Origin of the sequence: Pseudoalteromonas sp. T1lg22, from assembly GCF_002964645.1 — a bacterium.
Lineage (GTDB): Bacteria > Pseudomonadota > Gammaproteobacteria > Enterobacterales > Alteromonadaceae > Pseudoalteromonas.
Genome location: NZ_PQBY01000027.1, coordinates 137,135 through 151,670 on the forward strand (window position 1 = coordinate 137,135; position 14,536 = coordinate 151,670).

Consider the following 14,536-nt stretch of genomic DNA (forward strand, 5'->3'; position numbering starts at 1 on the left):
TATTAACCTTTTTGCGTTGTTAGCATGAGGCCTAGTGCAGCCATAAAAATACACACCCCGACATTGATCAGGATGTTTAACGCCACTTTCAGCCACTGACCTTGCTGCATTAGCAGCAGGGTATCGAGCGAAAATGTTGAAAATGTTGTTAGTGCGCCTAAAAACCCTATTCCCAGGGTCAGGCGGTGCGGATCGGTCAGTATTTCACGATCCAAAAGGCCGTATAAAACGCCCATTAACAATGAACCGAGAATATTAACCGTCAGCGTACCAAAAGGGAATCCCTTGGACAGGAGTTTTAGTGCTAATTCATTAATACCAAAGCGCATACAAGCGCCAAGCGCTCCACCTAGGGCAATCAAAAGATAGGTATTAATCACGCTCATAGCGTTTACGCAGACTCTGCTGGTCGCGCTCCTTGAGATATTGCAGCTTATCGGCGATGCGCTTTTCCAGACCCCTGTCGCTGGGGTGGTAGTACTGAGTTTGCGCAATCTCCGGCGGGAAGAAGCTCTCACCGGCCGCGTAGGCGCCGGGTTCGTCATGGGCATAACGATAATCTGCGCCAAAGCCCTGCTCTTTCATCAAGGCCGTGGGGGCATTACGCAAATGTAAGGGCACGTCGAGATCCGCGGTCGCTATGGCATGACGTTTTGCCTCTTTAAAAGCGGTATAAACGGCATTGCTCTTTGGTGCGCTGGCAAGGTAAATGGTGGCCTCGGCGATGGCACGCTCGCCCTCGCTAGGTCCCACGCGGTGATAAATGTCCCAGGCGTTTAAAGCCACTTCCATGGCTTTGGGATCGGCGGTGCCGATATCTTCGGTGGCAATAGCCAATAAGCGACGTGCCACATACAGAGGATCACCACCGGCGGTAATAATACGGCAATACCAATATAAAGCCCCGTCCGGGCTTGAGCCCCGAACCGACTTATGAAAGGCAGAAATTAAATCGTAATAGTGGTCACCGCCCTTGTCATAGCGGGCGACCATTTGCGGTGCGACCTGCTGCATAACTTCCTGGTCGATCACCACGCCTTTAGTTGCGGCTGACTCCTTTGCACTAATGGCATAGGTAGCGGCCAGCTCGAGTAAATTAAGCACGCTGCGCGCATCGCCAGAAGCACCCTGGCACAGTTGCTCTAGGCTATCATCGGCAATGCTGATAAGAGCATTTTTCAGCTCATTATCCTGCGTCATTGCCTGGTTCACCACGGCCTTGAGTTCATCCAGACTCAGCTTTTTCAGGGTGTAAACGCGGGCTCGGGACAGTACCGCATTATTCAGCGCAAAAGACGGGTTTTCGGTGGTCGCACCGATAAAGATAAAGGTGCCGTTTTCCACATAAGGCAACAGGGCATCTTGCTGCGACTTATTAAATCTATGAACTTCATCGACAAATAACAGGCTGCGACGCCCTTGCTGCAGGCTCAGTTGCGCTTGCTCGACGGCGTCGCGTATATCTTTCACTCCGGCGGTAACCGCAGAAAGCGTGATAAATTCAGCGTCGCAGTGATGGGCAATAATATGCGCCAAAGTCGTTTTCCCTACTCCCGGCGGCCCCCATAAAATAAGGCTGTGGCATTGGCCCGAGGTAATGGCACGGTAAAGGGGTTGATCTGGGCCAAGAATATGGCTTTGGCCTATGTATTTCTGTAATGACGTAGGACGCATGCGCGCCGCAAGTGGGCGCACATCGGGGGCAAAGTCGAGGGAAAAACTATTCGCCACTTAACTGGCTTCCTCGCTGCTCCCTTTGGTCATCAATAAAGACCTGCTCGGGAATGGTAAATTCAAAGCGCCCATCGTCAATGTCGTTATTGATTTGCGCATCCTTGAATTCAAATTTAGAGCGCTGCCCGGATTGGTCGGTAACCTCAAGCGCGGAGATCTGCTCTTGCTCATTAAAATACAGACTAAGCTGCTCTACCTGGCCCTGCTCCTTGCTAATGGGTTTTACCGCAAAGCCGTTTTCAATGGCGGTAATGGTAAATTTTTGCCACAGCTGTTCATCATCCGTGGTTAATAAAATAAAGGGGGTATTGTCGATAAGTTTGGCGGTATCAAGCAAGGTTACCTGCTCGGCAAAAGGATCGAAATAATAGCTGTCGACACCGTTAGAGACGAACAGGGTCTCATCAGGCGTTTGCTGCTGCCAGCGAATTTTACGAGGTTGCTCTAACTGCAACTGACCATTGCTTTCGCTTACCAGCTCGCCTTCAGGGTCAAAAACCTGCTGGGAGAATTCGCTGCTCAGCGAGTTTAAACTCGCTAACTTTTCCTTTAGCGCCTTGGCATCATCGGCCAAGGCATGAGTAGCTGTTAGAGAAAAAAGCACAGCAGACATAAAAATACGTTTCATAATACCTCCAATACAGGCAATTAATTGGCGTTGTTTTTCACCAATACTTCACGGGTGCCATTATGCCCCGGCGGGCTAACCAGCCCTGAAATTTCCATTTGCTCGACCAGGCGAGCGGCGCGGTTATAACCAACGCGTAGTTTACGCTGCACACTGGAAACCGATACGCGACCACTTTCAATCACAAAAGCCACGGCTTCATCATAGAGCGGGTCGGCCTCACCGTCTTCACCCTCAGGCACCTCGCCCGGCAGTAAGACGTCTTCCACAGCATCGCCATTGAGGATTTCATCCACATAATTTGGCTTACCGCGAGCCTTCCAATCGCTCACCACCGCATGCACCTCATGGTCATCAACGAAGGCACCATGCACACGTATCGGCACGCTGGTACCCGGTGGTAAATACAACATATCACCCATGCCCAAGAGGTTCTCGGCGCCCTGCTGATCTAAAATAGTGCGCGAGTCGATTTTTGACGACACCTGGAACGCCATACGGGTCGGGATATTGGCCTTAATCAGACCTGTGATCACATCCACTGACGGTCGCTGTGTAGCCAGCACCAGATGGATACCTGCGGCACGGGCCTTTTGCGCGATACGGGCGATCAGCTCTTCCACCTTCTTGCCCACTATCATCATCATGTCGGCAAATTCATCGATCACCACCACGATACTTGGCAACTTATCCAGCTCTTGCGGGCCATCTGCCATCCCATCTGTATCCTTAAACAAGGGGTCGAGAATGGGTTGCCCTGCTGCTTTGGCATCCATTACCTTTTGGTTATAACCCTTAAGGTTACGCACCCCAAGCGCCGACATTAGTTTGTAGCGACGTTCCATCTCACCCACACACCAACGCAGGGCGTTGGCCGCCTCCTTCATATCTGTGACTACTTCACATAAAAGGTGGGGGATCCCTTCGTACACCGAAAGCTCAAGCATTTTCGGGTCGATCATGATTAAACGCACATCTTCCGGCGGCGACTTGTATAGCAAGCTTAAGATCATCACATTAACGCCCACTGACTTACCGGAACCCGTGGTACCGGCTACTAGCAAGTGCGGCATTTTTGCCAGGTCGGCCACTACAGGCTGACCGGCGATGTCCTTACCCAGCACCATGGTTAATGGCGATTTATTCTGTTCAAACTTGGGGGCGTTAATCACTTCCGACAGGCGCACCACTTCACGGTGTTTATTTGGCAACTCCAGACCAACATAGGTTTTACCCGGTATCACTTCAACCACACGCACGCTGACGGCGGAGAGTGAACGGGCCAAATCTTTGGCTAGACCGGAAATCTTCGCTACCTTAACACCGGGAGCCAGGTCCAACTCAAAGCGGGTTACCACGGGACCCGGGTACACGCCAACCACCGCGGCCTGCACGCCGAAGTCCTGTAACTTGGCCTCAACCAAACGCGACACAGCTTCAAGTTCTTCTTCAGAAATCGGGTTCTTTTGTTTGTCCGGGCGATCTAGCAGGTCCAACGAAGGCAAAGGCGCCATAGGAGGCTGCTCGGCCATCAATTGGTCAAACTTTTCTTTCGCAGATAGCGGCTGGTTATTTAAGGGCGTGTGCGCCGCTTGGCCATTAACAGCTGGCTTAGGCATTGCCTGAGGCTCAGATTTAGCTAAGGGTTGCTCACGGTCTAATTCGTTAAGCGCGTCGACGGTATCAAAGCCTTCACCATCGGTGGCACTAAAGGCCATTTCATCGGCGAAGATATCGTCAAGTTGATCCAATGCCGCATGCTGTTGCTTACGTGGTGCAGCAGTGTGATTTGGCGCTAGAGAGTCTGGTTCGATTTTAAACTCACCATCAAAAGCCGGCTCCTCCTTTGCTTGTGATTTAGGCTCGGGAGCAAACATGGCCGCGGCTTTTTCCATTAATGAGGCTGTTTTTTGTTTAGCCGCTGCACTGTCTTGTGTCTGCGTGCTTATTTCCTTGACCGCAGGCGCGTCCTGAAGCATTTTAACCTCGGCGGCACTGCCTTCAAGGGCTGGTTGCAACTCGGCTTGCTCATATTCATCACGCCACTGACCGCGTTTGCGCTGGAACCAATTCCATAGCCAAAGCCCGGCTTTCATAACCCAGGCACCTAAGGTATCGACAAACTGCACCCAGGAAATACCGGTTAACAGCGTTAAGCCGGCAAAAAAGAAACACAATAAAAGAATGGAGGTGCCGGTAAAATTAAAGGCGGGCATCATGGCGCCGGCGATAACATCCCCTACTACCCCACCGGAAGAAAAATAAAAAATATCATCAAAATTGACCGAACTGATTGCCGTGGCGCTTAGTACAAATAAAACCAGGCCGATAAGGCGCAAGGCCAAAGTGATGTAGTCTAGGCGAAGTACCTGATGGGGACGCTTAAAAGCAAAGTAGCCAAACAACTGCACGCCAGCGGGCACTAAAAACGCCAACCAGCCAAAACTAAAGAGAAGAATATCGGCTAACCAGGCCCCTGCTGTACCTGTGATATTTTTAACATCGACAAATTCGCCGGTTTGCGACCAGGATGGGTCGGCAGGATCGAAACTGATAAGTGCGCATAATATGAAAATGGCAAAGGCGGTGCTTATGATTAAGCCCGTCTCAAGTAGTCTTTGTACACCATTTAGGCGCATATTCCTTTATCCTTATTATTTATCTAGATATTTCGGCGCAATACGCCTACCTTACCAATTCTAAGCACAAGATGCACTGGGTTTATAATCAGTAATTGTAATTGCAACCCAGGCTTTACGCCTCTATTAGGGTACCTGGGGACGAATGATCAAAGCCTCTTCCCCTTTGACTTCTTCCATTACTACGTAGGTACGGCTTTCGCTGATGTTTGGCAACTTTAACAGTATGTCGCCAAGTACCTGGCGGTATTCCGACATATCCGTTACCCGCGTCTTTAACAGAAAATCAAAATTCCCCGACACCAGATGACACTCAACAATTTCATCGTGCTTTTTCACCGCCTGGTTAAATTCGTCGAATACATCTGGCGAGGTCTTGGTAATGGTGACTTCTACATACACCAAGAGGCCCTGCCCTAATTTCGCAGGGTCAACCACAGCTTTATAGCCACGAATGTAACCCTCACGTTCGAGCTTTTTAACCCGCTCCTGACAAGGGGTGGCGCTCAGACCAATGCGCTTGGCCAGTTCAACGTTAGAAATACGGCCATCACGCTGTAATTCGACTAAAATTTTACGGTCGATTCTATCGAGTTGTTGATGCATGTTTGATAATAGTTAATTGCACTGAATTTAGAATTAATAAAGTTTAATACACTGGCTTGAGATTGCAAAATAGTGAGACACACTATTTAGCCATATGTACAATAGTGAAAAATTTTTCCGTTCAAAAAAGGTATAGTTACTTATGATTATCGGTGTACCAAAAGAGATTAAAAACCACGAGTACCGTGTGGGCATGATCCCAGCAAGCGCGCGCGAGCTGATCGCTCACGGTCACGATGTGATCGTTGAAACCAACGCGGGCTTAGGTATTGGCTTTACCGACGAAGACTATATTGAAGTTGGCGCTAAAATCTTGCCAACTGCAGCTGAGATTTTTGCTCAGGCTGAAATGATCATCAAAGTAAAAGAGCCGCAAGCCGTTGAGCGTGCGATGCTGCGTGAAGATCAAATTCTATTCACTTACTTGCACCTAGCACCAGATCTTCCACAAACCGAAGACCTAGTGAAAAGTGGCGCTATCTGTATCGCTTACGAAACAGTAACCGATGCTAAAGGCGGTCTACCTCTTCTTGCTCCTATGTCAGAAGTTGCTGGTCGTATGTCAATCCAAGCCGGTGCTCAGGCGCTTGAGAAGTCTAAGCAAGTTCTTGGTATGCTGCTAGGCGGCGTTCCAGGTGTTGAGCCTGCGAAGGTTGTTGTTATCGGTGGCGGTATGGTTGGTCGTAACGCGGCGCAAATGGCTGTAGGCCTAGGTGCTGACGTAACCATCCTTGACCGTAACATCGACGTACTACGTAGCCTTAACGCACAATTTGGCTCACTGGCTAAAGTTGTTTACTCAACTGCTGATGCCCTTGAGAAGCACGTTGTTGAAGCTGACCTTGTTATCGGTGGCGTACTTATTCCAGGTGCAGCTGCACCTAAGCTAGTAACTGCCGAGCACATCAAAGCGATGAAGCCTGGTGCTGCAATTGTTGACGTAGCAATCGACCAAGGTGGTTGTATCGCGACTTCTAAGGCAACTACGCACGATGAACCTACTTTCATCGTTGATGACGTTGTTCACTACTGTGTTGCTAACATGCCTGGTGCGGTTCCTCGTACTTCTACGTTCGCCCTAAACAATGCAACTCTGCCTTACATCATCAAGCTAGCGAACAAGGGCTACAAGCAAGCGCTACTTGAAGACGAGCACTTCCTAAAAGGTCTTAACGTGATCAAGGGTAAGGTAACTTATAAAGAAGTAGCTGAAGCGTTCAACATGGAATATGTTGACCCGCGCAGCGCCGTTGAAACACTATAATTACTCGTTAGTGTTCACAAAAAACCCGCCAGTTGGCGGGTTTTTTATTTTCTTAATATTTTTTAAAAAGGCTAGATAAAGCGCTTAATAATGAAGTCGACCTTTACGCGCTTGGCCTGCCCCAATATCTTTTGTACCGGCTCTGGATAATCGCTCAGCTGCTCTAGTTCGGTGTAACTTTGCAGTCTTGTACAATGGACCATAATGGCCGCTTTTTCCCGCGCGACCGCGTCCACAAGCTGACCTTTGTGATCATCGATAAAAATACCGTTTTCTATATCCAGACCCCAGGCTCTGGGATTGAGGTTATGGCCACTTAGCAGGTGGTAACGGTTATCAGAACAAATGCCTTTAAGATGGAACGAGTTCTTCTCATGCTGCCATAAATACACATTGAGGTTACCGGCATCCACATAACGTTGCTGGGTTTTCAAAAACTTAGCCAAGATTGTTTCATATAGATACGGCAGCGCCCCTACCTTGGAGAATTTTTCCTCCGGCGGAATATAGAAATCATTGGCGGTTTTATCCCCCACCACTATGGTGACTTGCTTACCCTGGCGTAATAATCGACGCAATGCGCGTAACAAGGGCGTGGGGAAATTAAAATAAGGGGTGTAAAGCACCAGTTCCTGTTCGGTGATATCGAACAGCTGCTTGATCAGGCGATTAAGCTTGTTATTTCTGCGTCCTAAACCGATAAAGGGGCGTACCGTTAAATCGCTCTCGCCTTCATTTGTGGCCAAGGCATAACTGGCTTTTTTTAGTGCCTTAACCAACTTGCGGTGTTCGCCCTTAATATCGATAAACTTGGGGATGGGTCTTGTGTCCAATCGTGGCACCGCATCACTTGCCAATAACACCTTGTCGGTAAATTCCACAAAGGCGTCACATAGCTGCGCTTGGCGTATCAAAAAATAACGGTCGAGGCGATACTTATCAAAATACTGCAGGTACACATTATTTAGGCTGGCGCCGCTATAAAGTAAGGTATCGTCGATAACAAAACCTTTTAGGTGCAACACGCCAAAAAGCTCTTTGGCCTTCACCGGCACACCGTAAACCTGCACATTGGATTGATGTTGTTCAAGGGCGCTCAGATACAGGGCTGCATTGCCTTCACTGGCCGCTGCGCCAATCAAGCCGCGTTGGGCTCGATGGTAATCAACCAATACCTTTACATCTAATTCAGGGTTGTTTTGCGAGGCTTTGTGAAGAGCTTCGAGAATTTCTCGCCCCGCTTCATCGTCCTGTAAATACAAGGCGGTGATATAGATGCGCTGTTTCGCACTGGCGATCAGCTCAAGTAGCTTGGTTCGATAGCTTTTTGCATCAAGTAGTATGTCTATATCTTGTTGTTCGAGGCCATAGCCTGCTTGATGTTGCCAAAAATACATAAGGCCCTTATTTTTCTGCTTCGCCATCAGCTTGGCGCTGTCTGCGAGTTTTTATTTGCCTAGAACATAGCAAAAAAAATATCTAAGGTCATGAAATAACGCTTAGGCTATCGCTATTTGCTGTTTAATCACACAGTACAGTTATTTTGACAGCCTAGGTATTTATGCAAATGGAAAATTCGTAATTTTGTTTACATATGGATTGTTTTTCTTAGAATCACCCGCATAACCTAATTCTATAAATTCATTTGAGACGTATTATGAGCGCCAAACACTGCAAACTACTTATCCTTGGCTCTGGCCCTGCTGGTTACACAGCCGCCGTTTATGCTGCCCGTGCTAACCTAAACCCGGTATTGGTTACCGGTATTCAACAAGGCGGTCAGTTGACCACCACTACTGAAGTTGAAAACTGGCCTGGCGATGCCCACGGTTTGACCGGCCCTGCACTGATGGAGCGTATGAAAGAGCACGCCGAGCGCTTTGAAACTGAAATCGTCTTTGACCATATCAACGAAGTAAACCTCAATGTACGCCCGTTTGAGCTAAAAGGTGACAGCGGCACTTATACCGCCGATGCCCTGATCATCGCCACCGGTGCTTCAGCTAAGTACTTGGGTCTTGAGTCAGAAACTGCATTCCAGGGTCGTGGTGTGTCTGCCTGTGCAACCTGTGATGGTTTCTTCTATAAGAATCAAAAAGTGGCTGTTGTTGGTGGTGGTAATACCGCCGTTGAAGAAGCCCTTTATCTTTCTAACATAGCTTCTGAAGTACATGTTATCCACCGTCGTGACAGCTTCCGCAGTGAGAAAATCCTTGCCGACCGTCTGTTAGAAAAAGCAGAAAACGGCAACGTGACCATTCACTGGAACCGCACCCTTGACGAAGTTCTGGGTGACGAAATGGGTGTAACTGGTCTGCGTATGAAAGACAGCCACTCTGACGCTACCGAAGAACTTGATTTAGCTGGTGTATTTATTGCTATCGGCCACAAGCCAAATACCGATATGTTCCAAGGCCAACTGGAAATGAAAGACGGTTACCTGGTTGTTGAGTCTGGTCTTAACGGTAATGCTACGCAAACCAGCATCGAAGGCGTATTTGCTGCCGGCGACGTGTCTGATCATATCTACCGTCAGGCCATTACCTCGGCCGGTACAGGTTGTATGGCGGCGCTGGATGCCGAGCGTTACTTAGATAACCTTAAGTAATATAATTGGGGCTTAGGGTTAAGACCCTAGGCCCCAACTTTTATGACTCAGTATTTGCATTACCTTGGCAGCGTTGGAGAAGGTTTCCCCGACCCCAACACAGCTCTGACCCAACCCGATGGCCTACTTGCCATAGGCGGGTGTCTATCGCTGCCGCGCTTGCAGCAAGCCTATCAGCAAGGCATTTTTCCCTGGTATAGCGAAGGCGAGCCATTAATGTGGTGGTCTCCGAGTGAGCGAGCCATTATCGAACTCGATGAGTTTCATATCAGCCGCAGCCTGAAGAAGGCAGCACGCCGTCTTAACACCCGCGTCACCATCAATACTTGTTTTGCCGATGTGATACATGCCTGCAAGATGCAACGTCAGGACGTTGAAGGCACCTGGATCACAGATGCCATGGAGCAAGCCTATATCCATGCCCATGAAAACGGCTTAGCGCACAGTGTGGAAGTATGGCAAGACGACACACTTGTCGGCGGCTTATACGGTATTATGCAGTCTCGGGTGTTTTGTGGTGAATCGATGTTTTTCCATGTTCCCGAATGCTCTAAATTGGCCATGTGGGCGCTGGTTGAATTACTCAAAGCCAATAATGGCGCCTTTATTGACTGTCAGTTGATGAATCCCTACCTAGAGCAATTAGGGGCAAAGGCCCTGTCACGCCAGCAATTCTTGACTAAACTAAAGGAAAGTAACCATCAGTCGATAGACTTGTCATTTTGGCAAGCTCGGCAGTTAGAGACTCCTTATGACGCAACACCTTCCGATTAAAATCGGCCTAAGTCAGCGTTTCCCCTGCAGTTACTTGGCCGCTCAGGAAGAGCAATTACTGGTTATTCTAGACCCGGTTTGTTACAGTCCAAATGGATTCGAGGCCTTGTTAAAACAAGGATTTAGACGCAGTGGCGAGCAGATCTACCGGCCCCATTGTCCAACCTGCAATGCCTGTCAGGCGGTGCGGGTATTAGCGCCCCATTATACACCCAGCCGCTCGCAAAAACGTCTGATAACCAAGGCAAAAGAGTTTCAGGTGCGTATCAGTAAGCGCGAAAAAGCCGAATATTATCCCTTGTACGAGCGTTATATTAATGCCCGCCATAACGATGGCACCATGTTCCCGCCACAGCGCTCACAATTTGACAGTTTTTTATTTTGTCACTGGATGGATATAGATTTTATCGAGCTGTGGGATAGGGACAAGCTGATCGCCGTGGCGGTCACCGATGTGATGGCCCATTCCCTTTCCGCCATTTATACCTTTTTCGACCCGGATTATGAGCAGTTGAGTCTGGGCAGTTTAATGATCATTAAGCAGATCCAATTGGCGGCAGATTGGGGTAAGCGTTACCTGTATCTTGGTTATCAAATAGACGAGTGTCGTAAGATGCGTTACAAGCTACAGTACTTGCCCGCACAACAACTGCGCAATAATCATTGGGAAGACGTAATTTGCCTGTAAAATCGACAAATTCAGTGCCTTGGCTTTACTTATCCGTTGCTTTTCGGCACAATCCCATGCGTTTAACTATCACAGAGGTGTTACGCTAGATATGGCGAAAGAAGACGTAATTGAAATGCAAGGTACGGTACTAGAAACCTTGCCTAATACAATGTTCCGTGTAGAGCTTGAGAATGGTCACGTAGTTGTGGCTCACATTTCCGGTAAAATGCGTAAAAACTACATTCGTATTTTAACTGGCGACAAAGTAACAGTGGAACTTACGCCTTACGATCTATCAAAAGGCCGTATCGTTTTCCGTGCACGTTAATACGCCCGCACGCTAAGCCGATTTAGCAAAAAGCCCAGCAAGTGCTGGGCTTTTTGTTATCTACCGTTTGCCTAATATGTCATTAGGCTGGACTCAATTGCGACGCATAGGTAAAGGACAAGCAGTCGTTATCCGTGTCCACATCAACCTGAACGTCGCCGCCGTCAGTCAGGCTGCCGAACAGGATTTCATTGGCCAATGGCTTTTTCAATTGCTCCTGTATTACCCGAGCCATAGGACGTGCACCCATTGCCTTGTCGTAGCCCTTCTGGGCCAGCCAACGACGAGCAGCATCGCTAAGCTCCAGATTAACGGATTTCTTATCAAGCTGGGCTTGCAGCTCCACCAGGAACTTATCCACCACAAGCAAGATGATCTCGCTATCGAGGTGATTAAACCAGATGATGTTGTCGAGACGGTTTCTAAACTCAGGTGAAAACACCTTGTTTATCTCGCTCATTGCATCAAAAGAGCTGTCCTGATCGGCAAAACCTATGCTGTTTTTCACCGTCTCCTGTACCCCGGCATTGGTGGTCAACACCAGCACCACATTACGGAAGTCGGCCTTGCGACCATTGTTATCCGTCAATGTGCCATGATCCATTACCTGCAACAGTATGTTATAGATGTCGCTGTGTGCCTTTTCGATTTCATCGAGTAGCACTACGGCGTGAGGGTGTTTTATTACCGCATCGGTCAGCAAACCGCCCTGCTCGTAACCCACATAACCAGGAGGCGCACCAATCAAACGGCTGATCGCATGGCGTTCCATGTATTCGGACATATCGAAACGTAAAAACTCAATGCCCATGCATTTGGCCAGCTGCTTGGTAACCTCGGTTTTACCCACACCAGTCGGACCGGCAAATAGGAAAGAACCCACGGGCTTGTCTTCGTTAGCCAATCCAGAGCGTGATAAGCGAATGGCCGACGATAAGGCATCAATGGATTGATCCTGACCAAAGACCAGCATCTTGAGGTTGCGGTCCAGGTTCTTCAATACTTCCTTATCGGACGAAGACACGCTTTGCTGTGGAATACGGGCAATCTTGGCAATGATCTGCTCAATATCCGCCACGTTAATGGTTTTCTTACGCTTAGACACAGGCTGCAAACGCTGATTGGCACCTGCTTCATCGATAACGTCTATGGCCTTATCCGGCAAATGACGTTCATTGATGTATTTGGCGCTCAGCTCGGCCGCCGCACGCAGTGCTTTTTGCGTATAACGAATACCATGGTGCTCTTCGTAACGCTCTTTTAAGCCATTAAGAATTTTCGTGGTGTCATCGATACTTGGTTCATTGATGTCGATTTTTTGGAATCGACGTACCAAGGCACGGTCTTTTTCGAAAATATTCTTAAATTCGTTATAGGTGGTTGAACCCATGCAGCGTATCTGGCCGCTCGATAACAGCGGTTTGATCAGATTCGATGCATCCATAACCCCACCCGATGCCGCTCCGGCACCGATTATGGTATGAATCTCATCGATAAAGAGAATGGCACCGGGTTGTTGCTGCAGCTGTTTAAGAAGGCTTTTTAAGCGTTTCTCAAAGTCGCCGCGGTATTTAGTACCGGCAAGCAAGGCACCCATATCCAGCGAGTACACCACGCCATCGGCGATCACTTCAGGTACCTCGTTATTGACGATACGATAGGCCAGGCCCTCGGCAATAGCGGTTTTACCCACCCCGGCTTCACCCACCAGTAGTGGGTTATTCTTTTTACGGCGACACAATACCTGCACCGTGCGCTCCACTTCTTGGTCACGACCAATCAGAGGGTCGACCGAGCCTTTTTGTGCTTCCACATTAAGGTTAGTGGTGTATTTATCGAGAATATTTTGCTCTTCGCTGGCCTCGCCCACCAATTCTTCGGAAATTTCTTCGTGATCGTCAATATGTTCGCTTTCATCATCGGCACGGGAAATACCATGAGAGATGAAATTAACGATATCAAGGCGATTAACATCATGTTTTTTGAGCAAATAAACGGCCTGACTTTCCTGCTCCGAGAAAATAGCGACAAGCACGTTAACGCCAGTGACTTCATTTTTACCGGACGACTGCACATGAAATACCGCGCGCTGCAGTACACGTTGAAAACCTAAGGTGGGCTGGGTCTCACGCTCTTGTTCAAGATCTGAGATCACCGGTGTGGTTTCATCAATAAACTCAGATAATTCACTGCGTAACAGGGCCAAATCCAAACCGCAGGCAATTAAGGCCTCGTTGGCCGATGGGTTATCCAATAGCGCCAGCAATAAATGCTCGACCGTCATAAATTCATGACGACGGGTGCGGGCTTCTTTAAACGCATCATTTAAAGTAATTTCTAGATCTTTATTTAGCATTGGCAACCCCCAAAACTGAAAAACTCGTTATTCCTGCTCACAACTACAAAGCAGTGGATGCTCATGCTCTCTGGCATAGCGATTAACCTGCTCGGTTTTGGTGTGGGCAATATCTGTAGGATAGATACCGCATACCGCTTTACCCTCATGGTGAACTTTGAGCATAACGTCTGTTGCTCTTTCGCTATCCATATTGAAAAAAGTCATTAAAACTTCGATAACAAAATCCATTGGTGTGTAGTCATCGTTATTGAGTATCACCTTGTATTTACGTGGCGGCTGCAACTTTTGCTTCTGCTCGTCACGACTACGCTCTACAACACCAGAATCTTTCATTCCACTCATAAATAAATATAGTCTTCTCTGTAGATCTCAAGCAAACACGAAATCAAAAATAAATAAACTGTTAAAAAAATGCACAAAATACTTGACTGAATGGGCAAATAAACTACAGTCAAGTTTGGACTGTCTATCTATTAGCCAGTCTATCAAACTATCAGGTTTAGATTAACTAAATTAGTCAACTTATAGAAGGATGTAGAAGTATGGCTTGTGGAAAAGTCAAATGGTTCAACAATGCCAAAGGGTTCGGTTTTATCCAGGAAGTAGGCAGTGAGGAAGACATCTTTGCACACTACTCAACCATTAATATGGATGGATACAAAACACTAAAAGCTGGCCAAGACGTAACCTTCGAATTGCAACAAGGCCCCAAGGGTCTACACGCCACAAACATTCTACCTACTGATGGCTCCGAGGTCATTTGATCGGTAAATGCTAAGCGTTTTGCACTAACAGCTATGCTGTTCGGTCACGTCTAAGAGCGAGCTTATGCTGTAACTAGCTCGCTTTGATCCCCTCTGTACCCCCCTATTTTACTCGTCGCTACGTAAAGTTTTCCCTTATTCTGTAAACAATACTTGAATTTT

The 14,536-nt window shown here is 48.0% G+C and carries 14 protein-coding genes; 6 read left to right on the forward strand and 8 right to left on the reverse strand.

The window, feature by feature from the left end; genetic code table 11:
• Window positions 1–2: 2 nt before the first annotated feature.
• From crcB to lrp, 5 genes are all read right to left on the reverse strand, one after another.
• Window positions 3–380: a fluoride efflux transporter CrcB gene (gene crcB / locus C2M24_RS15100; RefSeq protein WP_105216171.1), complete on the reverse strand. Its 378-nt coding sequence runs from the start codon at window positions 378–380 to the stop codon at window positions 3–5.
• Window positions 373–1,674, reverse strand: coding sequence for a replication-associated recombination protein A (locus tag C2M24_RS15105; RefSeq protein ID WP_105216169.1), 1,302 nt, complete (start codon window positions 1,672–1,674; stop codon window positions 373–375). Before C2M24_RS15105 ends, crcB begins: the two co-directional genes overlap by 8 nt.
• 46 nt (window positions 1,675–1,720) lie before the next feature.
• Window positions 1,721–2,362, reverse strand: a complete 642-nt coding sequence (gene lolA, locus C2M24_RS15110; RefSeq protein WP_105215988.1) for an outer membrane lipoprotein chaperone LolA — start codon at window positions 2,360–2,362, stop codon at window positions 1,721–1,723.
• Between the two features lie 20 nt (window positions 2,363–2,382).
• On the reverse strand, window positions 2,383–5,001 hold the full coding sequence (locus C2M24_RS15115) for a DNA translocase FtsK (protein WP_105215991.1): 2,619 nt from the start codon (window positions 4,999–5,001) through the stop codon (window positions 2,383–2,385).
• Between the two features lie 126 nt (window positions 5,002–5,127).
• The gene (lrp, locus tag C2M24_RS15120; RefSeq protein WP_105215993.1) at window positions 5,128–5,607 is read right to left on the reverse strand and encodes a leucine-responsive transcriptional regulator Lrp; all 480 of its coding nucleotides are present in this window, start codon (window positions 5,605–5,607) and stop codon (window positions 5,128–5,130) included.
• 142 nt (window positions 5,608–5,749) lie between these two features.
• Between lrp and ald the strand changes: the two genes are divergently transcribed.
• The gene (ald, locus tag C2M24_RS15125; RefSeq protein ID WP_105215995.1) at window positions 5,750–6,871 is read left to right on the forward strand and encodes an alanine dehydrogenase; all 1,122 of its coding nucleotides are present in this window, start codon (window positions 5,750–5,752) and stop codon (window positions 6,869–6,871) included.
• Between the two features lie 71 nt (window positions 6,872–6,942).
• On the opposite strand, the gene pssA is transcribed toward ald, so the two are convergent.
• Window positions 6,943–8,268, reverse strand: a complete 1,326-nt coding sequence (gene pssA / locus C2M24_RS15130; protein WP_105216173.1) for a CDP-diacylglycerol--serine O-phosphatidyltransferase — start codon at window positions 8,266–8,268, stop codon at window positions 6,943–6,945.
• A 257-nt stretch (window positions 8,269–8,525) separates the two neighbouring features.
• On the opposite strand from pssA, the gene trxB reads away from it, so the two are divergent.
• From trxB to infA, 4 genes are all read left to right on the forward strand, one after another.
• Window positions 8,526–9,479 carry a thioredoxin-disulfide reductase gene (trxB, locus tag C2M24_RS15135; RefSeq protein ID WP_105199095.1) on the forward strand — a complete coding sequence of 318 codons (954 nt, stop codon included), beginning with the start codon at window positions 8,526–8,528 and terminating at the stop codon, window positions 9,477–9,479.
• Between the two features lie 42 nt (window positions 9,480–9,521).
• On the forward strand, window positions 9,522–10,253 hold the full coding sequence (aat, locus tag C2M24_RS15140) for a leucyl/phenylalanyl-tRNA--protein transferase (protein WP_105215997.1): 732 nt from the start codon (window positions 9,522–9,524) through the stop codon (window positions 10,251–10,253).
• Window positions 10,231–10,941, forward strand: a complete 711-nt coding sequence (locus C2M24_RS15145; protein ID WP_105216007.1) for an arginyltransferase — start codon at window positions 10,231–10,233, stop codon at window positions 10,939–10,941. Before aat ends, C2M24_RS15145 begins: the two co-directional genes overlap by 23 nt.
• Window positions 10,942–11,032: 91 nt before the next feature.
• Complete coding sequence (infA, locus tag C2M24_RS15150; protein ID WP_023401681.1) at window positions 11,033–11,251, forward strand: translation initiation factor IF-1; 219 nt, start codon at window positions 11,033–11,035, stop codon at window positions 11,249–11,251.
• A gap of 82 nt (window positions 11,252–11,333) precedes the next feature.
• On the opposite strand, the gene clpA is transcribed toward infA, so the two are convergent.
• Complete coding sequence (gene clpA, locus C2M24_RS15155) at window positions 11,334–13,607, reverse strand: ATP-dependent Clp protease ATP-binding subunit ClpA (RefSeq protein WP_105216009.1); 2,274 nt, start codon at window positions 13,605–13,607, stop codon at window positions 11,334–11,336.
• Window positions 13,608–13,634: 27 nt separating this feature from the next.
• Window positions 13,635–13,952 (reverse strand): ATP-dependent Clp protease adapter ClpS, encoded by a 318-nt coding sequence (gene clpS / locus C2M24_RS15160; RefSeq protein ID WP_105216011.1) that lies wholly within the window; start codon window positions 13,950–13,952, stop codon window positions 13,635–13,637.
• Between the two features lie 200 nt (window positions 13,953–14,152).
• On the opposite strand from clpS, the gene cspD reads away from it, so the two are divergent.
• Window positions 14,153–14,374, forward strand: a complete 222-nt coding sequence (cspD, locus tag C2M24_RS15165; RefSeq protein WP_105198938.1) for a cold shock domain-containing protein CspD — start codon at window positions 14,153–14,155, stop codon at window positions 14,372–14,374.
• Window positions 14,375–14,536: the final 162 nt, after the last annotated feature.